Source organism: Rhodanobacter sp. MP1X3 (assembly GCF_014207165.1).
In the GTDB taxonomy this organism is placed as follows: Bacteria; Pseudomonadota; Gammaproteobacteria; order Xanthomonadales; family Rhodanobacteraceae; genus Rhodanobacter.
The window spans coordinates 1,064,499-1,085,710 of the sequence record NZ_JACHCO010000001.1; the positions used below are offsets into that span (position 1 = coordinate 1,064,499).

Here is a 21,212-nt window from a genome sequence, read left to right on the forward strand (position 1 = left end):
GTTTTGCGTCTCCATCTGCTTTCCTCCGCAGGAACCAACCCATGAATACTTCAGCGTCACCGCAAGCCGTTGCGCGTACGGCGGTCATCTTTACCTGCATTCTGGCCGCACTCGCGGGCTTGATGTTCGGCCTCGATATCGGCGTGATTTCCGGTGCCACCCAATTCATCCAGAAAGATTTCAATATCAACAATCACGCCATTGAATTGATCGTCAGCGCAATGACCCTCGGAGCGGCTATTGGCGCTCTACTCGCTGGTTGGATGTCTTCTGCGCTGGGGCGTAAGAAATCACTCATCATAGGCGCAATCATATTCATTCTCGGTTCGTTGCTGTGCGCTTTCTCTTGGTCGCCGATCACGTTGATCGGGTCACGCATCGTGCTGGGTTTGGCCATTGGCATCGCGACATTTACTGCACCTCTATACCTTGCTGAAGTGGCGCCTGAACATATTCGTGGCTCGATGATCTCGCTTTATCAGCTAATGATCACCATCGGTATCCTGGTAGCGTTTATCTCCGACCTGGCCTTCAGCAGCACCGGCAGCTGGCGCTGGATGCTCGGCATCATCGCGATCCCGGGCGTGCTGTTTATGTTCGGCGTGTTCTTTCTGCCCGATAGCCCGCGCTGGCTGATGATGCGCGGCCGCAAGCCTGACGCCATCAAAGTGCTCAAGCGTTTGCGCGGCGACGATGGCGTCGTCAATCACGAAATCGCCGATATCGAGGAACAGCTGAAGCAGCCGCAGCTGGGCTGGCACCTGTTCAAGGAGAATTCCAACTTCCGCCGTTCGGTGGGTCTAGGCGTGCTGCTGCAGCTGATCCAGCAGTTCACCGGCATAAACGTCGTGATGTATTACGCGCCGAAAATTTTCCAGACCATGGGTTATGACACCCATGCGCAGCTGTGGTTTACCGCCATTGTCGGTCTGACCAACGTGCTGGCCACCTTTATAGCCATCGGTCTGGTCGATCGCCTGGGCCGCAAGCCGATCCTCTATACCGGTTTCGTGGTGATGGCGCTGGGCTTGGGTATCGTTGGCACCATGATGCATCTGGGTATCAACACCAAGGGCGAGCAGTACTTCACCGTCGGCATGCTGCTGCTCTTCATCGTCGGCTTCGCGATGTCGGCCGGCCCGCTGATCTGGACGCTGTGCTCGGAAGTGCAGCCACTCAAGGGCCGCGATTTCGGTATCGGCGCGTCCACCTTCACCAACTGGGTGGGTAACTACATCGTAGGCCTGACCTTCCTCAGCCTGCTCAACGGCATCGGCAACGCCAATACGTTCTGGCTCTATGCCGGGCTTAACGTGATCTTCATCGGTCTCACTTTCTGGCTCGTCCCAGAGACAAAGGGTGTGACGCTGGAACAGATCGAAACCAAGCTGATGGCCGGCAAGCCACTGCGCGAGATTGGTCAATAAAGATCCGTCAGTAAAGCAACGGGTGGAATGAAGAACGCCGGCCTCGAGCCGGCGTTTTTATGGTTGTAATGCGCATGCATGGCCGGCCTTGTCATGTTGCTAAAACGAATGCCTTCGGCACGTTGCTATCGATCCAATCGGTGATGAACACTTCGAGCGCCACGCGTTGTGGGACCTCGATACCGGCATTCCGCACGAACGAGGCGGCAGCCTTGACTAAGGATTGCTTCGACAGACTGGACGCTTGTCGGGCGGCGGCCTGCTTCTGCCGAAGGTGGATCGTATGAGGGGACGGTTGCCCAGGCTTGGCAAACTTCTGGTAACGACGCAGCTCGTCGGCCGCCAGTTCGGTATCGAACGAGGCCTGCAGCATGGCCTTTCGGGCTCTGAGCAGGTGGATAAGGTCATCCGCGGCTTTCGTCAGTGCCCCGGTCCCATCCGAAGCCAACAGAATGCGGGCAAGGGGCGGGGGCAACGGTACGCCCGCGATCAAGGGAGCGGATGCGCCGAGAAGCTCCAGATGATTGAGGAAGCCTGCTTGGAGAAAGGGTTTCTGCGTTGCCATGCTACCGAAGACGCCCGGAAGCAATTAACGCAGCCAGCGGTTCGGGCAGCCTGATTGAATCAGGCACCTCGGGTGCACTCTGACTTTCGGCCAGAGTAGTGCGTACAGGTATGACGCCCGCCCAGACGGGAACATGCGATTCGTCGGCGTCTGATGGAGGGCCAGTACGGGCTTTTACCGTTGCCTCATCGATGTCCATCCACAGCACGGAAGTTGCTCTCAACTCCTTTTCTGTCACCGGTCGCAAAGTATCCCAGCGCCCGGGGAAAAGGCCGTCCATGAAATCTCTGAGTGTTTCCGCCCGTTCTTCGATGCTCTCCACCACGCGCGCCGTGCCAAATAGCATGGCCGATCGGTAGTTGACCGCGTGATTGAAGGCTGAGCGTGCCAACACATAGCCATCAACCAGGCTGCAAGTCATGCAGGTCCGTGTGCCATCGACTTGCCTCAGGAATCGACTCCCAACCGAGCCATGCCAATAGATTCGGTTGCCTTTCCTCCAATGCATGGTTGGCGTCACGAATGGCGCGCCGTCAATCACGTAGCCAATGTGACACAACGGAGCAGCGTCCACGACGGCATACACGTCCGAACGCAGGTAGCTTCCACGATGTGGTTCGCGCCTGATTCTGCTTCGATCAGTCTTTGGAAAACTGATATCGCTATCCGATGCTGGTTTGGACATGGACTGCCTTTTCTATTGATGACGCGTAGCTGGCCGAGCGCGCCGTCAGGCATCCACGGCTACTTTCGCTTCTATCGGAAACATGGGTGTTCGGTTGACGAGTCTTATTCAGACAGCGCCCCCTTTCCTGATCCTTCCGTAGCTGAATGCAATGTCTGCTCGGTTCGAAAAAGACATGACGAGTTTTCCGTAGATTCGCCCGCGTAGTCCGTGAATACCCGGTCAGGTGATTGGTGTGCGCGCTCAAACCCGGTTGCCGGCATCGAGCTATTTCTCTCTTCCAGCCAGCGTGCAGGCTCTCCTTCAGGCTGCCGCCGCAAGGTAATTGCCCGCTGATTTCTTCACGGCAACCGTTTGTGGGCACTGATTTGCTCCGCCGATTTCAATTTTCGACCCCGAAGACGTCTTGGAAAGGACATAGGCATAACACGGGTCAAATGCATTGAACGAGATGAGCAAATTGCCCGGAACGGGAGCAGCCCAATTCGGGGGCATTTTTTCGGCTGGCCGCTTTTCGCAGTCGCGAGCGCTGGAAGAGTCACCAGCGTTTGAAGAAAATCTTGGCAGCGCCCTCGGTCGACTCGGTAGATGGGTATTCAAACGATCAGGCGTGAGTTACTTCTCTGGTGTCTTCCATGCGATGGCATATCTGCTGCGTTCTTTGCGTGGCCGGTTCGACTGGCACGGCACCCCGCTGAAACGCGGATTGATTGCGACCAAATACATCGTGCGTACGCTGAGCATGCCACGACAGCATGTAAGCCACTTGAGTTTCATTTACGGCAATCGACGCCTGGATGCCTATCGATGCAGGGATCCGCGGTTGTTGGAGCGCCACTTCCATCGTTACATGCATGTGCAGTGGAACCGCCAGGCACGGCTGCAGAGCATTCGGCAGCATTACCGCTTTGCACTCACTGAGTTGCCAACTCTGCTGTTCGAGGCGATCTATATTTACGGCAACGCGACACTCGGTTATTTGACCTTGAAAGACGGCAGCCAGCTCAAAATATGTCTGCAGCCACCGATTTTCCTCGGCTGCGAAGGCGAGCTGTGTCTGCAGCTCAGCGATGTTCGCGACCGTCCGCTCTATCGCATCGTGTTCAGCGTGATCGACGATGATCCCACCATCGCCATTGGCTGTTTACAGGGGCCGGACGGTGCGGAGGCGAAGGACACGGTGCGTGATCTGACGCGGAATATGTATGGCATGCGCCCCAAGCAGCTTATGCTTTCATTGGTCTATGCGTTTGCACGACACCATGGAATAGAGCGCATAGTGGCGGTGGGTAACGCCGCGCATCCCCTGCGTCGTGCGCGAAGCGTTTTTCAGGCCGACTATGACGCATTCTGGCTGGAGCAAAAGGGTCATGATGGCGGGGATGGCTGGTTCGTACTTCCTGGCATGCCGATTCGTAAAACCGAGGCCGACGTTGCCAGTAACCATCGCTCGGCATTTCGTCGGCGCGAAGCGCTGCGGATAGAGGCCGAGCAGTTATTGACCGCAACGCTGGAGATTTTTCCCGTGCATCGCGTCAAGACCGTTCCAGCGTACGAGTTAGAATCGCTCGAATCGTCGCCATGTGATCGTCTGGAAGCCTCGTGGATACATTAGGCAAGCCCACTGACTTGGACACATCGACTGAACAGGCCGCTCGCGTGGCGGCTTTGTTCCGCGAACACAATCGCGCGTTGATTGCCTTTTTGCAGTGTCGGCTCAATTCGTTTTCCGACGCCCAGGAGATCGCCCAGGAGGCCTATGTGCGCATGCTCACGCTGGAGCGTCCGGATGAGGTTGTTTCCCAACGTGCTTACCTATTCCGGATCGCGTCGAATCTTGCCCTCGACAGATTACGCATGCGCAAGGTGCGAAACGATATGCCGATTGAACTACCAGCCGATGAATTGCACCTTCCTCCCATACCCGAGCGCCATGTATCGACAGGCGAGCAATGGCGCGAACTACGCAAAGCGCTTCGCGAGCTGCCAGCGAAAACCAGCCAGGCGTTTGTCATGCATGTGATCGAAGGGCGCGATTTCCACATCGTTGCGCAGGTGATGAAACTCAGCGAGCGCATGGTGCGCTATCACGTTACTAATGCATTGGCCCACTGTCGCGCGCGTGTCGACGAAATGGAGATACCGTGATGCCCGGAATTCCTGACGAAAAGACGCTGCATACCGCAGCCGACTGGTGGTTGCGCTTACGCGATCACGATGGCTCCGATGAAACGATAGAGCAGTGGCTGACGTGGACCCGGGCCGACCGCAGCCATATGGAGGCGTTCGAGCGTGTGACGGAACTGGGCGAGCGACTTGGCACCATCGACGCATTCACCCGGCGCCAGTGGATCGACGAGTTCGCGCCACCCGTGGTGGCCCGACGCTCGTGGTTGCCGCTGGCGGCTGCGGCCGCCGCGGTACTCGCCTTGTTCGGTGGTTATGCCGCATGGAGCACATTCAATGCATCCGTGACAACGGCGTCATATACGAGCGCGGTGGCACAGAATCGCACCATCAATCTGCCAGACGGCTCGACCGTGGCGATGGGGGGAGCCTCCATGTTGACCACACGGTTCACGCGGGGCGAGCGCCGTGTCGAACTCGGTGCCGGTGAGGCATTTTTCCAGGTGGCGCATAACGCCAAACAGCCGTTTATCGTGACGGTGGGCAATGTCAGTATTCGTGACATCGGTACCGCGTTCGATATTCGTCGCAGTGGGCAACGGGTGACGATTGCGGTGACCGAAGGACGAGTGCAGATTTTCGACGGGAGCGGCACGGCCGATCATGACACCCATGGCCCGCACATGCTGGAGGCTGTGGCAGGCGAACGGGTGTCTTACGATCCGGATGCCTCGGCGATGAGTATCAGTCCGGTGACGCCCGAGCAAGCGACGGCCTGGCGCAGCGATCGACTCGAATTCATCAATGAGCCGCTCGAAGTGGTGATCGCCAACGTCAATCGCTATAGCATCCATCCGGTACACATTGCCGATGCCGATCTGGAAGTGCTGACCTTTACCGGCACCATCAAGACCGACGCGATCGACCAATGGCTGGGGGCGCTGCCGCAGGTGTTTCCGTTACGTGTCAGCAGGGGCGCCGATCAGGTGATCCTTTCCAATGCAGAACGCAGGCCCAATCCCTAGGCTGCAGTTACCTGTTCCTGCTGACAGACGTGGGTAAGTTAAAGGCGTATTTGATGGTTTCGGCGACCTTCCGCCCTGTAAAGGTCGCTTCCTACGGCCGCGTTTGGTCTCAGCTTGGCTCTAGGGCCTTGCTGTGGTGGGTCACATTCGTGCTGTCATCCGTCGTAGGGCATGGCAAACTGGCGGTTTTCGCTTAGGGAAGGAAGCGAAGGCCATGGGTCGGATCGCACTCCTGATTGTCTGCGCATGTCTGTCGCTACCGGTGAACACTGTCGGTGCGGTGGAGACGCCTGCACGCGTGCGATCGACAGTCGCGCATACCGGGTTTGCCATTCCGTCGCAGTCGCTGGCTACCGCGTTGGTCGCGTTCGGTAAACAAGCCAACGTGCAGGTGCTTACGGCGAGTGAAACGATTGCCTCGCTGCGCTCGACGGGTATCAATGGCATGTTCACCGTCGATGCCGCGCTCACGACGCTTTTGCAAAATACGAACTTGAGCTACGCGTTCATCGACGCGGAAACCGTCGTTGTGAAACCGGCGGTACCCACTTCGCCCAAAGGCGGGAAGGCAGCGAGTAGTCCTGTGGCAGCGCGCGTTAAATTGCTGGCGCCGGTAGATGCGACGGGATTGGCACACGACGAAGGTTATCTGGCCGACGTGACCAGCGCCGCCACGCGTAGCGATGAAAGTCTGATCGATGTGCCGCAATCGATCAGTATCGTCACCCGCGATCTGATGGATTCGCAGCAGATCCGCACGGTGGCGGATGCGGTGCGTAACGTGGCGGGCGTGCAATCCCTGGACGGTTCCGACGGTTTGCCGCTTTTCCAGATACGCGGGTTCTACACCGGCAACGGCATGACCGACGGTATGTTCAACAGTATCGATGGATCGGGCGATTACCCGCCATTGATTGGGGTAGAGCGCGTCGAAGTAGTGAAGGGTCCTGAAGCCATTGTGGGCGACTCATCGTCCAATGACGACTTTGGCGGCCTGATCAATGTGGTGATGAAAAAGCCGCAGAGCACGCCGGTGCACGAACTGAGTTACACCGTGGGACGCTATGGCGATGTGCAGTTGGGCGTCGACCTGGCCGGGCCATTGGGCAACAACAAGGGACTGACCTATCGACTGGTGTTGTCCGGTGAATACGCCGATCACACCGCGCAGGGTTATCACGGTCAGCGCAGTAGCTATGTGGCGCCCTCCATCGGATGGCAGGGCGATAGCACGAAGCTCATCGTCGGCGTCCAGCGCACAGTCAACCGCGTACCCATTCCCGACCATACGATATTGCTCGATGACAGCGTGGGTTCCAGTTCGCCACCTGGCATTCTTCTAGGTAATCCGAGCGATCATTCCACGTTTCAGACGAGTCGCTTTTACTACCTTTTCGAGCAGCAGCTCGGCAACGACTGGATGATCCGCAGTCGCGGTCAATATGTGCATCAGCGAACCAACCTGCAGACCTGGATTCTGGACGATCCCACGCCGGATGGAGACGTCGATGCCACCGCGGAGTCCTATCGCTATGCCGATGCGTATTACACCCTGCAGAACGATATAACGGCGACTTTCTATCAGGGCATGCTCACGCATAACGTCACGGTCGGTTTCGACTACTCGCGTTCGCGCGTTGGCAGCAGCGACTATGTTTTCAACGATGCCGGCAGCGGGCCATACAATATTTTCTCGTCGCCCAGTTTGTTGCCCGTCCGGGCTGTGCTCGACCCCACCACGGATTTCTATCAGCCCGGAAGTGCCTGGTCGACCGATAGCGGTCTGTTCCTGCAAGATCAGATCACGGTAGGTCAGCATTGGGAGCTGCTGCTGGCCCTGCGACGCTCGGCGTACGAGCTTTCCACTTATGACGAGAACAACAATCCGTGGAACCTGCAAAAAGCACAGTGGGTGCCCAATGCGGGGTTGGTCTACAAGATGACGCCCAATATCGCGTTCTACGGCAGCACAGCCAGTGGCTTCCAGCCTGACACGTTGTTGGGGAAAAACGGTCGACCGCTAGCGCCTGCCATGTCGCGTCAGATCGAAGCAGGAGCCAAGTTCAATCTGTTTGACAATCGTGTCCGACTGACTGCGTCGTGGTACCGCATCATGCTGGATCGCAGCGTCGATCTGTTCTCGTTGGAGCCGCCTTATTTCGCGATTCCGGGCCCCGGTCAGACCAACCGGGGCGTGGAGATCGAATTCACCGGCCGCATTGCGCCAGGCATGGATATCACATCCAGTTACACCCAGGCCCGCGTTCTAAATCACGACGGTACGCTGGCTACAGGTTCGCCTCGGCAGCGCTTCAATTTATGGGCCAGCTACCGCGTCCAGAGCGGTGTTTTGCAGGGGTGGGGCGCCGCTGCTGGTGTACTCGCGCGCAGCCGTAGCTTGGGACAGACGACGGACGACGATACCTATTTCCATATTCCCGGACAGGCCAGCGTGGATGCCAACGTGTCTTACCAGGCACATCAATGGAGCATGACCCTGGGCGTCAAGAACCTGTTTGGTCGACGCTTGTACAGCGACGACTTTGACGAAACTTTCGTGCCTCTGCGTAACCGGCGCAGCCTGTTGCTGACTGGTACGTACGATTTCTAATCACACATCCGAATCAGGATCGTCCAGCTCCATCGAGCAACTGGACTGTAACTATTTTGCTATGTGCCTTCGTTAAAAGTGATTTGCCGGATATTCAAGAGCAGCCCATGACGTTGCCAAGGCTATGCAGCGGAATTGGTGAAACGAATCGTCGACTCAACTCAAAAAAAGCAAGACGTACTTTTCGCGCCATCAGCAGGATTTGCGGATTGTCTGCTCGCATTCAAACCAGACGGTAGATTGCGCCACGCCTGGTTGATCGATGCCGTTCCCGATCCTGTGCTGGGCGAAACGTTGCGCACCTATGCGGAGAACATGACAGCACTCGCCAGTGCCAGGCGGTAGCGAAACGGGGCAGCGATATGTGTGGATGCCCGTCATGTATGACGATGGCCGTTATCGGGCGTCATCTTCGCGTTAAGCAACAGGTTTCCAGCCCACAGCCTGCCCACAATACCGTTTTGAAGAAACATCAGGTCAAATTCGCTGTCTCAGCTGTACGCTGATACTGCTATCTAAGCCTTGTTCTTCTACGTCGGTGGCCTAATTTCAAGATAGACGACCTGCCTGGGTCGCGCATTGGAGATATACGTGAAAAAGCTTTGGTTGACGGGACTATTGGTATTGCTGGTGAGCGCCACGGCTTTCGCCGCCGATGGTCCGAAGGAAGTCGAGGCGGCGCTGCAGCAAGGCAATTACACGCTGGCGGAGCAGGAGCTGCGCCAGGCGATCGTCGAGCATCCGGAAAGCGCCAAGGCGCACTATCTGCTCGCGCAGGTGCTGGCTCATCAGGGCAATATTGGCGATGCGCAGAAAGAGGCGGCTCAGGCCAAGCAGCTTGATCCGAAGATCAGCTTCACCAATCCAGCCCGCTTCGAGCACTTTCAGTCGGAGCTGAATCAGGCGCTTGCAGCGCCTACCAGCGTTCGGCCCACAGCCTCGACGCGAGCGGCGCCTTATGCCGCCGCCGAGCAGCCCGTGGCGAGGCAGCGTTCGAGTGGCAGCATCTGGCCCTGGGTGATTGGCGCCGTGATCGTCGTCCTGTTGTTTGGCTGGTTCCGTCGCCGCCAGCAGGGTGCGTTCAATAATCAGGGCTACAACCAGGGTTATGGTGCGCCCGGCCCGCAAAACCCGTATGGCAATGGACCGTATCCGCCGCCGGGTTATCAGCAAGGGCCGCAAGGCGGATCCGGTATCGGCGGCAGTTTGCTTGGTGGACTGGCCGGTGGCGTGCTTGGTGCGGCCGCCGTCAATGCCTACGAAAACCATGAGCGTCGCGAGGAAGAAGAGCGTGGCGATTACCAGTCCGGCAATAACGCTGCATCCAACCCGCAGGATCAGGCATACGACGATTTGCGCCGCGATCCCATCGACACCGGCAACAACGACAATAGTTGGGACGATAACAGCGGCGGCGGCGACTCGTTCGACGGCGGTGGCGGTGATGATAGCTGGAGCTAGTGCTGCGGCAGCTCACCCCGAGCGACACCTCGCTGGAGTAGGTTGGGATGAGCGTAAGCGAATCCCAACATCATGGTTCCAAGTAACAAGTTATGCATCAATGACGGGTTGTCTTCAGTAGCGCGTCATTGATGCATCGGCCGCCAGCATGTCGTTGGGTATCGCTACGCTCCACCCAACCTACTTTGAAATCACGGAATCTTGCACTGCCCATTCAGTGGCGCCTTGGCAGCGTTGTCGAGATCGGTGCGGCTGACGTCCTTGTTTTTCGACGGATCAAACAGGATTTTCGCGTCGACGTTCTTGCCATCGCTGCTGCGGATATTGGCGATGCCGCTGAAGCTCAGCAGCTCGTGGGTTTTGGCATCGTAGGCAACATCGAGGTGTGGCAGGGCGAAGCCGATCATGCTGTCCAGGCTGAGCCGGTACTGGCGTGCGGCGTGGCCATCGATCTGGGTATCGCCCTGGCGTTTGACCCTGAAGCTGAGCGTGCCTAGCCGACTGGGGAGAAGAAACGGCAAGGTGTCGCCGCTCTTGCCGAGCGTGTCCCAGTGCGTGCGGATATAGGCGTCGAAGCCAGCATCGATCACCGGCATGGGTGAGGTATCCAATGCCGCGGTGCGCTCGGCGGCATTTTTGTCGTTGCGCACGAAGATCACGCGTTTGCCGCCACTGCTGCGCACGCCTTCCCGGTAGCCGGTACGGGCATCATCCAGCTCGAAATCGGGCGCCTGGGGGCTGTCATCGTCGTGGAGTGTCTTGCGGGCGAACGGCTCGCCATCCGGGCAGCGATACAGCACCAACCGCGACGGGTTGCCGCCGTCGTCGTAGATCCAGTGGGATTCGGTGTACATCAGGTGGCCATCCGAGGCGGATGCCTTGCCTTCGACATAGCGAACGGAGTCAGAATCTGTGGGCGCACCAGCTGCAGCGCCGACCGTGGCGGCCAGGCCAAGTGTCAGGCCAAGCGCACAAGCGCGGCGATGGACGGTCATCGTCAAGGGTTTTCTCCCGTAGCGGTGGGGTTTGCCGCAGGTGGGCAGGCATCGCCCGATGCGAAGAGTCACAACGCTTAATTACGGGTCGATACGACCGATGGATGCAGCGGCTCGGCATCCTGAATGCCGAAACGGTCGCGGGCGGCTATGATGGGAGGCCGTCGGGCGCGCGGAAATCGTGTGCGGCCGGCAATTATTGACAGCGGTCGATGTTTCGGCATCGGCCACGCACAGTGAGGTTAGTGATATGGCACGTGGCGTCAACAAAGTCATTCTGGTCGGCAATCTCGGCGGAGATCCGGAAATGCGCCACACCGGCAGCGGTACGGCGATCACCACGATCAACATTGCCACGTCCGAGTCGTGGACCGACAAGCAGTCGGGCGAAAAGCAGGAGCGCACCGAGTGGCACCGGGTGAAGCTGTTCGGTCGGTTGGCCGAGATCGCCGGTGATTATTTGAAGAAAGGCCGTCAGGTTTATATCGAAGGTTCGCTGCGCACCGACAAGTACACCGACAAAGCCGGCGTCGAGCGCTACAGCACTGACGTGATCGCCAGCGAAATGCAGATGCTTGGCGGCCAGGAAGGCGGTGGTGGTGGTGGCGGTCAGCGTGAGCGTCCGCAGAGCTCCGGCGGTCAACGCAGCAGTGGTGGTGGCCAGTCACGTGGCAACGACGACTACAACCAGCGAGCGCCAGCGCCGTCGGCACCGGCCGGAAACAGCAGCTTCGATGATGACGATATCCCGTTCTAAAACGTACCTTAGATCAGAATTGTCGTTTTTCACCTAAAAACCCCCGAGAAATCGGGGGTTTTTGCTTTTCTGGAGTGGACATTTACCATCGCTTTTGGTGCCGATGGTTAGCTGTCGTCGAAGCGTGCCGATCACGGCTTCGATCAGCACCGTGAAATCGCGGATCGCTGCTCACAGGTCACCTGCCCTGCGCTCAGTACATGCTTCAAGAGTCAGCTTTGCTGCGCGATCGTACCTGATACATAACGGCTGCCAGGCACACTCCATCGCCATGGGAGATCCTTGCCTAGGCTGATGCCGATACGAGGTCCGCCTGTTAAATCTTTGGGTGGAGCCATGCCATCGTCGATGATAGTAAATCCATCACGGGTGCCAACCAGATCAATCCCATTTTGAACTCCGCTGATGCCCATCGCCTGAGTCAGGCGAGCTGGCCCGCGGCATAAATCACGATCACGCGCTGTCCGTGGGCGCGCCGCGCGCATTTGCTCAAGCCCGCGCAAGGGTTCCAGCGCACGAATGAGCACACCGCTACCATCGCCCTCGGGGCCACACACGCAGTTACAGCACCAGTGCATGCCGTACGTGAAATAGACATACATGTGCCCGGGTGGTCCAAACATGGTCGCATTCCGTGGCGTCTTTCCCCGGTACGTATGCGCCGCCGGATCGATAGCGCCGACATAGGCCTCCACTTCCACAATGCGACCCGCCCGGCCATCCGCTGCTACCAGGATCTTGTTGAGCAGCTGTGGTGCCACTGTGGGCGCGGTCCGATCAAAGAACGCACGGGACAAGGGGATACCTAGCCAGATGATCGACGCAGTTTCTTTTTGAACCACCGAGTTCTCCATACGCGTTGTCCGACCATGCATACCGTATCTTGCTGGAATGCGCAGGCTTGCCAAAGCGTACCGGTGCACTCGTTCGGAGCTTTACCGGGTCACTGGCTTTACGAAGTCATCGCCATTGGAAGTGGCAACCACTGCTAGACAAAGTTGACGGTACGCTTCGACCAGACGGTCGAGACCGAACGCACGATTTCTCCCGCTAGGGTTGGGCAGAACCCAAATTAAAGCGCCTTCCATGCGAGTTGGTTGCAATCCCCAGGCGATGTCTCGTTGACCTGAAAGCCCGGAGTACGCCGCCTTACCTAGAAAGGCGACGAAGTGTGGCGCATGGCGTGCGATCTTCCGCTCGAATTCGGCAGCGGCAGCGATGAATTCCTCTGGCGAAAGCTGATCTGCACGCGCCGTCGGCCGTTTCACTACCGACGTCACACCGCAGCCGTATCTGAGTATCGCGTGGTCTTCCTGCGGCTGTAGTTCCTCAGGGGTAAAGCCAGCCAGATGGATAACCCGCCAGAAGCGATTACTTCTACCAGCGAAATGGTGTCCCGTTGCGGCTGCCGTCATTCCAGGGTTGATTCCGCAGAACAGCACCTTGAGGCCTGCGGCAATGATATCCGGGATCTCGTCAGTCATCGTAGGCCTCGCAAACTCGGGCAGGCGTCGAGCTCGATCCGAATAAGGAGCCGATATTCCCTTCGGGGAGATAGATCAAATCGACCGGTCATCAGCAGATCACGCTCACCGCTTTCTGTGCGAGCTTCCTTAGGTCGTTGTGGGAGGCGCCGGCGCGAGCGCGGATGGCCAGGGTATGCATCGTCGCCGAGGCGAGCAGGGCGAGGGCTTTGAGGTCAGCGTCCTGTTTCAATTCTCCGGCGGCACGCGCCAGTTTGAAGCGCGCCTCGAAGTTGGCATCGAGCGTACGAAACCCCTCCGCAACAATGCGTTGGATCTCCGGGTCGCCGGGCGCCTCGGTAATGGCGGTGCCGACCACGAAACATCCAAGCGCCTGATCGTCGTTAGAGAAATAAATTGACAGTGATGCGTCGTAGATCCTCATCAACGTCGCGGCCAAGCTCCCGCCACTGTCGAATGCTTTACGCATCGACTCAAATTTGAATTCCCAGTAGCGGCTTAGCGCCTTGACATAGATTTCGTGCTTATCGCCGAACGCCGCACGAAGGCTCGGCCGGTTCATGCCGGTCGCAGCAGAAATGTCGTCGAGCGAGGTGCCCGAATAACCGGTCTTCCAGAATGTCGCCGCCGCCAGCCGGAGCGCAGTTTCCGGATCGTAGGCGCGTGGCCGCCCTCGGGGCTTTTTCTCGGTCTCGTCCTTTTTTGTTCCTGAGTGCATAAAAATCTTGACCCCTCATCTTCGTCATGATTATTATTCGAACATGTACAAAATTCAAGATGGTGGGAATTCGGGCGCGGGGCTGGTCGACCGATGATCTGGGCCGACGATCAGCAGGTAGTTCGGTAGAGGTCTGGTTTCAGTTGAGGTAAGAGGCCGCGTACGCGGCAGGAACCCGGTACGAGGTGGTCACGCGTACCTTGCATCCAGCATCTCGACGAGCTGCGCCACGCGTCGTCAGCACGGCAGATGGATTACGACAAGAGAGCACACACATGAATGCCTTTGAGCGTTTTCGTAATACAAGAATTCCACTGGCCCATGGGGTCGGAGCAATCCCTGCGGTCGGATTCGGTACGTTGATTCCAGATCGCATCGTGGCCAAGCAAGCCATCAAAGTCGCGTTGGAGGTCGGATTCCGACACCTCGATGGCGCGGAGGTCTACCGTAACGAAGACGTGGTCGGCGATGCTATGCGAGAGGCTTTTGAAGCCGGGACGGTCAACCGAGAGGAGCTCTTCGTCACCACGAAGCTATGGAACAACAATCATCGTCCCGATCGAGTCAAAGCAGCCTTCGAAGCAAGCCTCCGTCGTCTTCAGCTCGACTACCTTGACTGCTATTTGATCCATACGCCCTTTGCCTTTCCGCCGGGCGACGAACAGCATCCGAGGAATGAACAGGATGAGCCGATCTATGACGCGGGGGTGACGCTGGTTGAGACGTGGCGGGCGATGGAGCGTCTCGTGGATGAGGGAAGGTGCAGGGCCATCGGACTATCCGACATCACGCTGCCGAAGCTGAAAGAGATCGTCGCGGTGGCACGCATCAAGCCCGCCGTGGTGCAGGTCGAGTGCCATCCTTATCTTCCCGAGTGGGAGCTACTCGACTTTTGTCGGCAACATGGAATCGTGCTGCTTGCCTTCGCGCCATTGGGTCATGGCATGGAACCAAGAATAACGGACGACCCGGTGATCAAGGCCATCGCCCAACGTGTCGATAAGACTCCGGCACAAGTGGCGCTGGCGTGGGCTGTGCAGCGCGGTACGGCATTGCTAACCACGTCAACTAACCCCACGCATATCTGGGAGAATTTCGATATCTCCTTGCTGCCCGAAGACGCCATGCAGGAAATGCAGGATCGCATTACGACGAGCATCCGATTGAACGCGGTGGTGGAGACCGGAGTGCCTGGATTTATTTCGCGGCGCGGGTGAATGGGGTGAGATGGTGGGGTGCCGTGCACTTCTGGAATGATCAGCGCTCGGCGGTGCGCTAGAGCTTGACCTAGCGGATTTCCATTACCTCTGGTCTGACTGCGCCAAGCCAAGCTTATGGCTCAGCGCAACTGCTTTGGTTCTGGAAGTAACGCCAAGCTTGCTGAGGATGTTCCCTACGTGGAACTTGACTGTGTCACTGGTAACAGCCATTTCTCGGGCGATCTGGAGGTTACTGTGTCCGCGGACCAGCCACTTCAGTACCTCCAGTTCGCGGGCAGTCAAATCGGGATGGACAGAAATTTCATCGGCCTTGCGTCCTGCAGCGGGCGAAAGATAGCGGCCGCCGCGAAATACCATGCGAATGGCATTCAGAAGTTCTTCGGAAGGCGCATTCTTGAACAGATAGGCATGCGCGCCTGCCTGCAAGGCCTTGGCAATCTCGCTACCGCCGGCATTCGCAGTTAGGACGAGGAATCGTGCGACGGGTGAGGTCGCTCGCAAGATAGCAATCAATTCAATGCCACTGAGATCGGGGAGTGACAAGTCGACCAAGGTGACATCAGGCGCGCGGCTTGCAAAGAGATCAATCGCTTCCGCCGCGCTCGCAGCTTCACCGACGAGTTCCATATCCTCCTGATAACCGACAATCGCGCAAAGTCCAGCACGAACGACGGGGTGGTCGTCGACCACCATAACCCTGACTTTCGATGGTTCGTTCATGCATCAATTCTCGCCACGCCATTGCCGCGCAGACGATGCCATAACCTTGCCAATGTGCCGGGGCGAGGGATGCAGAGCGTTACGGTTGTCCCGTTCCCCACCTCAGTCGTTACCGCGAGCGTGGCACCCAGGCACTCCGAACGATGGCGCATATTCTTCATTCCATATCCACGCGCATGTTCGTGTACACCGGTATGGGGAACGAAACCGATCCCATCATCTGACACCGCAAGACGCAAGGTATCTGTTGCAAACGTCAGGTTGATCGATATCGTGCGGGCATCGCCGTGTTGCATGGCGTTCGATACCGCCTCCTGAACAATCAGCACAATATGGTGTTTCGCCTCCGGCTGCACTGTCCACGCGACCCCGGATACGTGAATGTCGAGCTCATCCACGCGTCCGCCAGTGAGTTGTCTGGTCATCACTGATAAAGATTCCAACAGGCTCTTCTGGTCCAGGATCGGTGGGCTGAGATTGAGTACCGAATATCGTGCGTCATCCAGGCTGCTTTTGGCCAGATCGCGAGCCGACACCAGATGTTTTGACGTCATGTTCGGAGCTCGCTCCATGCTGATAAGTGCGGCCTCCGTCTGGAAAACGATACCGCTCAGGCCCTGGGCCAGGCTGTCGTGAATCTCTCCGGCAATACGCTGTCGCTCCTCCAAAACCGCGGCCCTTGCGTGCAGCCAATTGACCCGCAGTCGATAGAAACCCAGTAACACCAGAATCGTGACGAGCCCTTCCAGGAAGCGAAACCACCACGTCTGATAGAACTGCGGGAGCACGTCGAAGTTGAGCGCGTTTTCCTGGTTGCCCCAACGACCCGTATCGGCACTGGCACTGACATGGAAGGTGTAATGTCCCGGCGACAGGTTGGTGTATTGCGCAATACGCTGGATTCCACCCTGCACCCATTGCTCATCAAAGCCGTCCAGGCGATAGCGAAACTGCGTTCGTTCCGGTGATGAAAGATTGGGAGCCGTGTAGCGAATTTCCAACCGACGCGTTCCAGGCGGTAACCGCACGGATTCGGCGAGGTTGACGTCGACCTCGTCAGCAAGCAGTTGCTCCACTCGAGTTGACGGTTGACGATCACTCAAGGAAAGCCGTGTGGGATCGACGACAACCACGCCTCGGATGGTTGGAAACCAAAGTCGTCCGTCACGGGCGCGCCAGCCGGAAGGCTGCGAGCCTGCGTTAGTCTCACTGCTCTTCATCCCATCTGCTTTGCCGAAGACGAGGGGTTGCGTGGTTTTGCTGGCGCCGGCAGCCACGGCATCCAGCTCATGGCGGCTGATGCGGTAAATACCCTTGTTCGACCCGATCCACAGATTGGCGGCGGCATCCTCCAGGATGTTGTTGATCGTATCGTCCAGAAGTCCCTGGCGGGTCGTGTACCGCGTGAAACGGCCGTTTTCGAGCCGGAACAAGCCTCGTCCGACGGTGCCGATCCACAGTGTGTTCTTTGCATCGAAATACAATGCGGTGACAAGCGCGTCAGAAAGGGAGTTTATTGTTGGATAGTTCTTGATGTAACCATCATGGATGCTGCTGAGTCCGGCGCCGCTGCCGATCCAAATTGTACCGCTCACGCCTTCAGCTATGGCGAACAGATAATTGTTCAACAAGCCGTTTGCTTTGGTATACACGCTGATCTGACCACTGGCGTATCGCAGCAGTCCACCGCCTCTGGTCAAAAACCAGAACTGATGTGCTCGATCCTCGAGAATCCCTGAAATTTGATAGGCAGGCATCCCGTTCCGCGTAGAGATGGCTTGCGTAACACGCTCGTGGGACATCCGAAACAGTCCGGTGGTTGAGGACCCAACCCAAAGATTTTGCGCATGGTCTTCCGACAACGCCATGGTGTGGTCAGTCGGTAGCCCGTCGGCCGTCGTGAACACGCGAATATGATTTTCATGCAGCTGATTAAGTCCAGCGCCCGTAGTAATCCATACATCGCCAACACTGTCGTCAATCACCGAATAGGCCAGATCGTCCGAAAGCCCTTCCTCCTTGGCGTAGGTCGTAAAACTTCCATCCCGGAAGCGCTCAAGACCGCCTCCATTGGTTCCGATCCACACGTTGCCGTCGTGATCCTCGTATACGGTATTCACCTCGTTACTGCCAAGTTCCTCCTTTGTCGTGAATCGACTGACCTGCTTGCCGCTGACTCTAAGCAGTCCTTGAGTCGAGCTGGCGATCCACACGTTTCCATCACGGTCCTCGAGCATGGCCTCAATGGCGGAACCAGAAACGCCTTGAATTCGCCAGGGTTCAAAACGTCCTTCAACTCGACGCGTGAGTTCTGAGTTCTGCGTCTGGATCAACAAGATGCCAGTGGCATCAAGATGCAAGCCAATCACGTCGTCACTGGGCAGTCCATCCTTTGTTGAATAGGCGCCGATCTTGCCGTTGGTCAGGTGATTCAATCCGCCATGAGTAGCGATCCAGAGTGACCTGTCTTTATCTACAAGAACACGCGTAACCGAATCACCTGACAATCCATCGGCGGTCGTATAGGTCTTGATGGCTTTTCCGTTCTTGACATGCGCCAGGCCTCCATTGCCACCAATCCACACGCTGCCATCGACATCGGCGGCAAGCGTCAGTCCAGCACGTTCACTGATGGCACTTAAATGGGAAAAGCGTCCATTGCGAAAAGTCGTGACACCACCATTGTGAGTGCCAATCCACAGCGTTCCCTGGCTATCTTCGACGAGATCGGCAATGTAGTCATCGTGGAGTGCCGGCGTATTGGTGTGGTCGAAGACCGTAAAATGCACGCCGTCGAATCGGGCGATGCCCGCCTGCGTACCGACCCACAAGTAGCCGTCCGAAGTCTCAAGGATTTTGGTGACCGCGTTTTCGGGAAGCCCCTCGTCCGTTCGCCACACCGTGTGCACGTACTGCGTGATAGCTTTGGTTGGGTCGAGCGCGATAGCCGATTGAAACGGCATCAAGGCCCAGAGCAGCCCGAGCACGCGCTCGGCAAGTCTCCTCCGCAGCCAGCTCATTGCCATTTCTTTGCCCCTCGGCGATCAGCACTCTGCCGCTACCTTGTCGTGACAGGGTAGCGGCAAATTCGACCTGTTTTTCCAGCCTACTCTTTCGGGTAGGTCGAGCCTACTCTCATTGGGGACGTTCCAACTCGTCGCCTGTGCCAGAGTCATGGCAGGCATGTACGGGGCGATCGGCACTCAAGCGCGGCATCCATTGCACGTGACTTCCTTACGTAGCGCCTGACGTCAGCTTCATGCGAGTTGATGGTTCCACCAAGCGTTCGGACGCTTGGCTGTGTGGGGCGTTGGAGCGCCGATCGTTATCTGGAGTAACAGCTCCGTCCAGGAGTCATCCGGACTGTCTTTCAACCAAATCTTGTATGCGGACTCTTCATGACTATCAAGAAGCTTTATAGCTCGTCCCTCCCTGCGCTGGCCATGACGGTGTCGCTTGCACTCGCTGCTGCCACGGTGATGTCTGTCCAAGCCAGTGCTATCACTAGCGGTACGGGTATCACGGTGGCGAGCACCACAGCGCTGCACCCCGGCGATGTATTCACAGGCGTGCTTGCGCACACACAGCCCATGCACATCGTGGTCGCGCTGAAACTGCGCAATAGCGATGAGCTCGATGCTCTTGTCGCCGCGCACCAGACGCTGACGCCGGCACGGTTCTCGTCAGAACATGCGCCGACGCAAGTGCAGGCTCAGGCGGTCGCGACCTATCTGACCCAGATGGGCTTCAAGAACGTAGTGATCGCAGCCAATCATCTGCTGGTGTCGGCAGACGGCACGGCCGCCACCGCGCAGGCAGCCTTCCAGACCTCGTTCGCGCGAGTGCAGACGAAGGACGGCCGACAGGCTTTCGCCAACAATAGCGATGCTCATATGCCCGCTACGCTGCAGGACAGTGTGCTGTCGGTGATCGGTCTGCAGAACGCGTATGTCGCGCATACCTTCGCGCAGCGTGCACAGCTTGCGCAGGTAAAAAACCTCGCCAGCGCAGCCACCATCGCTCCGCATGACCCGACCCAATTTTCGTCGATCTATGGCGGCACCGGCATACCGACCGCAGCGGGTGTCACCGTAGGCATCATCACCGAAGGCGACATGACCCAGGCGGTCGCCGACCTGAATACTTTCACTGCCAACAACAATTTGGCGACAGTCAACACACAGGTGATCTACACCGGCGCGGACAGTGGCGACAACAGCGGCAACGACGAGTGGAGCATCGATAGCCAGGACATCATCGGCGCCAGCGGTGGTCAGGTAGGTCAGCTCATCCTTTACGCCGCGCCGAGCTTGACCGACGCCGATTTGCTCGCCGACTTCAATGCGGCAGAAATGGCCAACGTGGCCAAGGTCATCAACGTGTCGATCGGTGGTTGCGAAACCGACACGAGAAGTGACGGTACGGCAGCGGCGTCGGATCAGATCTTCGAGCTTGCCGTCGCGCAAGGCCAGACCTTCTCGATCGCCACCGGTGACAAGGGCGCTGACGAATGCCAAAACGGCGGCACCACACCGAGTTGGCCGGCCGACTCACCGTATGTAGTCGCCGTTGGCGGCACCACGCTAAATGCTTCGACGACCACCTGGAGCAGCGAAACCGTCTGGGTCGACGCCGGCGGCAGCCCGAGCACGTTCGAACCGAAGCCGAGCTGGCAGAACGCGCTCGTTCCCGGCACCAAGCGTGGACTGCCCGATATCGCGATGGACGCCGATCCGAATTCGGGTGCGGAAGTCTACGTCAATGGTGGGCTTGAGCAGTGGGGTGGCACCAGCCTGGCTTCACCGATCTTTGTCGGCCTGTGGGCCCGCATGATCGCGATCAAGGGTACCTCCATCGGCTTTGCCGCACCGTTGTTGTATCAGTTGCCGGCAGCCAGCTTTCACGACATCACCGCGGGCAACAACGGCGGCGAAGTGGCCAAGGCGGGTTACGACTTCGCCAGCGGTCGTGGCAGCGTGATCCTCAGCGTGGTGGCCAGTCAGCTCGGCGTGCCTAGCCCGCTGGTGGCCAACTTCAGCGAGACTGCCATCGGACTGGTGGCCAAATTCACCGATACCTCTACCGATAGCGCCGGCACCATCACTTCGCACGTATGGAATTTCGGCGACGGCGGCGCGCCAACCACCGCCACCAACACTAGCCACCTCTATCCCAAAGCGGGCGCCTACACCGTCTCCGAGACGGTAAGCGACACCGCTGGCTATGTGATAGCCAAGACCACGTCGGTGACGATCAAGTAGCAGCGATCGCGGTTCGTCGCTTCGATGGCGACGAGCCGCGGCTCTGACATGCGGGATGACCGACAACCCCCTCGCTCCGCCCTACGCGGACATGCGAGTGAGTTCAGGCCTCTCCCCCGAAACCTGACCTTTCGCACGAAGCATCTGAAGACAAGC

At 58.0% G+C, this 21,212-nt stretch carries 18 protein-coding genes; 10 read left to right on the forward strand and 8 right to left on the reverse strand.

Annotated features, from left to right (window positions below):
* Positions 1–41: 41 nt before the first annotated feature.
* Positions 42–1,427: a sugar porter family MFS transporter gene (locus HDE79_RS04425; RefSeq protein WP_184600677.1), complete on the forward strand. Its 1,386-nt coding sequence runs from the start codon at positions 42–44 to the stop codon at positions 1,425–1,427.
* A gap of 91 nt (positions 1,428–1,518) precedes the next feature.
* On the opposite strand, the gene HDE79_RS04430 is transcribed toward HDE79_RS04425, so the two are convergent.
* On the reverse strand, positions 1,519–1,992 hold the full coding sequence (locus HDE79_RS04430) for a hypothetical protein (RefSeq protein WP_184600678.1): 474 nt from the start codon (positions 1,990–1,992) through the stop codon (positions 1,519–1,521).
* A gap of 1 nt (position 1,993) precedes the next feature.
* Positions 1,994–2,677, reverse strand: a complete 684-nt coding sequence (locus HDE79_RS04435) for a pyridoxamine 5'-phosphate oxidase family protein (protein ID WP_184600679.1) — start codon at positions 2,675–2,677, stop codon at positions 1,994–1,996.
* 610 nt (positions 2,678–3,287) lie between these two features.
* Here HDE79_RS04435 and HDE79_RS04440 point away from each other — a divergent pair.
* The 6 genes from HDE79_RS04440 to HDE79_RS04465 all read left to right on the forward strand — a co-directional run bounded on the left by HDE79_RS04440 (position 3,288) and on the right by HDE79_RS04465 (position 9,901).
* The gene (locus tag HDE79_RS04440) at positions 3,288–4,292 is read left to right on the forward strand and encodes a DUF535 family protein (RefSeq protein ID WP_184600680.1); all 1,005 of its coding nucleotides are present in this window, start codon (positions 3,288–3,290) and stop codon (positions 4,290–4,292) included.
* Between the two features lie 14 nt (positions 4,293–4,306).
* Positions 4,307–4,825 carry a sigma-70 family RNA polymerase sigma factor gene (locus tag HDE79_RS04445; RefSeq protein WP_221440002.1) on the forward strand — a complete coding sequence of 173 codons (519 nt, stop codon included), beginning with the start codon at positions 4,307–4,309 and terminating at the stop codon, positions 4,823–4,825.
* On the forward strand, positions 4,825–5,829 hold the full coding sequence (locus HDE79_RS04450) for a FecR domain-containing protein (RefSeq protein ID WP_184600682.1): 1,005 nt from the start codon (positions 4,825–4,827) through the stop codon (positions 5,827–5,829). Before HDE79_RS04445 ends, HDE79_RS04450 begins: the two co-directional genes overlap by 1 nt.
* A 214-nt stretch (positions 5,830–6,043) precedes the next feature.
* The gene (locus tag HDE79_RS04455; RefSeq protein ID WP_184600683.1) at positions 6,044–8,440 is read left to right on the forward strand and encodes a TonB-dependent receptor; all 2,397 of its coding nucleotides are present in this window, start codon (positions 6,044–6,046) and stop codon (positions 8,438–8,440) included.
* Between the two features lie 138 nt (positions 8,441–8,578).
* The gene (locus tag HDE79_RS04460; RefSeq protein ID WP_184600684.1) at positions 8,579–8,785 is read left to right on the forward strand and encodes a hypothetical protein; all 207 of its coding nucleotides are present in this window, start codon (positions 8,579–8,581) and stop codon (positions 8,783–8,785) included.
* A gap of 246 nt (positions 8,786–9,031) precedes the next feature.
* Positions 9,032–9,901 carry a bacterial transcriptional activator domain-containing protein gene (locus tag HDE79_RS04465; RefSeq protein ID WP_184600685.1) on the forward strand — a complete coding sequence of 290 codons (870 nt, stop codon included), beginning with the start codon at positions 9,032–9,034 and terminating at the stop codon, positions 9,899–9,901.
* A 191-nt stretch (positions 9,902–10,092) separates the two neighbouring features.
* Here HDE79_RS04465 and HDE79_RS04470 read toward each other — a convergent pair whose 3' ends face one another.
* Positions 10,093–10,902 (reverse strand): hypothetical protein, encoded by an 810-nt coding sequence (locus HDE79_RS04470; protein ID WP_184600686.1) that lies wholly within the window; start codon positions 10,900–10,902, stop codon positions 10,093–10,095.
* Positions 10,903–11,146: 244 nt separating this feature from the next.
* On the opposite strand from HDE79_RS04470, the gene ssb reads away from it, so the two are divergent.
* Entirely contained in the window at positions 11,147–11,653 is a 507-nt protein-coding gene (gene ssb / locus HDE79_RS04475; protein WP_184600687.1) for a single-stranded DNA-binding protein, read from the forward strand.
* Between the two features lie 212 nt (positions 11,654–11,865).
* Here ssb and HDE79_RS04480 read toward each other — a convergent pair whose 3' ends face one another.
* The 3 genes from HDE79_RS04480 to HDE79_RS04490 form a co-directional block, all read right to left on the reverse strand.
* Positions 11,866–12,507, reverse strand: a complete 642-nt coding sequence (locus HDE79_RS04480; protein WP_184600688.1) for a DNA-3-methyladenine glycosylase — start codon at positions 12,505–12,507, stop codon at positions 11,866–11,868.
* Positions 12,508–12,588: 81 nt separating this feature from the next.
* Entirely contained in the window at positions 12,589–13,137 is a 549-nt protein-coding gene (gene mug / locus HDE79_RS04485; RefSeq protein WP_184600689.1) for a G/U mismatch-specific DNA glycosylase, read from the reverse strand.
* A 91-nt stretch (positions 13,138–13,228) separates the two neighbouring features.
* Positions 13,229–13,855 carry a TetR family transcriptional regulator gene (locus tag HDE79_RS04490; RefSeq protein ID WP_184600690.1) on the reverse strand — a complete coding sequence of 209 codons (627 nt, stop codon included), beginning with the start codon at positions 13,853–13,855 and terminating at the stop codon, positions 13,229–13,231.
* Between the two features lie 275 nt (positions 13,856–14,130).
* Between HDE79_RS04490 and HDE79_RS04495 the strand changes: the two genes are divergently transcribed.
* Entirely contained in the window at positions 14,131–15,072 is a 942-nt protein-coding gene (locus tag HDE79_RS04495) for an aldo/keto reductase (RefSeq protein ID WP_184600691.1), read from the forward strand.
* Between the two features lie 84 nt (positions 15,073–15,156).
* Here the strand turns inward: HDE79_RS04495 and HDE79_RS04500 are convergent, their stop codons facing one another.
* A complete protein-coding gene (locus tag HDE79_RS04500; protein WP_184600692.1) occupies positions 15,157–15,795 on the reverse strand; it encodes a response regulator transcription factor in 639 nt (212 codons plus the stop codon).
* Positions 15,792–18,815, reverse strand: a complete 3,024-nt coding sequence (locus tag HDE79_RS04505; protein ID WP_184600693.1) for a sensor histidine kinase — start codon at positions 18,813–18,815, stop codon at positions 15,792–15,794. The genes HDE79_RS04500 and HDE79_RS04505 overlap by 4 nt, the downstream gene beginning before the upstream one ends.
* 378 nt (positions 18,816–19,193) lie before the next feature.
* Here HDE79_RS04505 and HDE79_RS04510 point away from each other — a divergent pair, with 378 nt between their 5' ends.
* A complete protein-coding gene (locus HDE79_RS04510; protein WP_255488237.1) occupies positions 19,194–21,056 on the forward strand; it encodes a protease pro-enzyme activation domain-containing protein in 1,863 nt (620 codons plus the stop codon).
* Positions 21,057–21,212 lie beyond the last annotated feature (156 nt).

Excerpts from the sequence above, each read along its gene's own strand:
- HDE79_RS04425 (WP_184600677.1), top strand. The coding sequence starts at position 42 with ATGAATACTTCAGCGTCACCGCAAGCCGTTGCGCGTACGGCGGTCATC.
- HDE79_RS04430 (WP_184600678.1), bottom strand. The coding sequence starts at position 1,992 with ATGGCAACGCAGAAACCCTTTCTCCAAGCAGGCTTCCTCAATCATCTG.
- HDE79_RS04435 (WP_184600679.1), bottom strand. The coding sequence starts at position 2,677 with ATGTCCAAACCAGCATCGGATAGCGATATCAGTTTTCCAAAGACTGAT.
- HDE79_RS04450 (WP_184600682.1), top strand. The coding sequence starts at position 4,825 with ATGCCCGGAATTCCTGACGAAAAGACGCTGCATACCGCAGCCGACTGG.
- HDE79_RS04455 (WP_184600683.1), top strand. The coding sequence starts at position 6,044 with ATGGGTCGGATCGCACTCCTGATTGTCTGCGCATGTCTGTCGCTACCG.
- ssb (WP_184600687.1), top strand. The coding sequence starts at position 11,147 with ATGGCACGTGGCGTCAACAAAGTCATTCTGGTCGGCAATCTCGGCGGA.
- HDE79_RS04480 (WP_184600688.1), bottom strand. The coding sequence starts at position 12,507 with ATGGAGAACTCGGTGGTTCAAAAAGAAACTGCGTCGATCATCTGGCTA.
- mug (WP_184600689.1), bottom strand. The coding sequence starts at position 13,137 with ATGACTGACGAGATCCCGGATATCATTGCCGCAGGCCTCAAGGTGCTG.
- HDE79_RS04490 (WP_184600690.1), bottom strand. The coding sequence starts at position 13,855 with ATGCACTCAGGAACAAAAAAGGACGAGACCGAGAAAAAGCCCCGAGGG.
- HDE79_RS04495 (WP_184600691.1), top strand. The coding sequence starts at position 14,131 with ATGAATGCCTTTGAGCGTTTTCGTAATACAAGAATTCCACTGGCCCAT.
- HDE79_RS04500 (WP_184600692.1), bottom strand. The coding sequence starts at position 15,795 with ATGAACGAACCATCGAAAGTCAGGGTTATGGTGGTCGACGACCACCCC.
- HDE79_RS04505 (WP_184600693.1), bottom strand. The coding sequence starts at position 18,815 with ATGAGCTGGCTGCGGAGGAGACTTGCCGAGCGCGTGCTCGGGCTGCTC.
- HDE79_RS04510 (WP_255488237.1), top strand. The coding sequence starts at position 19,194 with ATGACTATCAAGAAGCTTTATAGCTCGTCCCTCCCTGCGCTGGCCATG.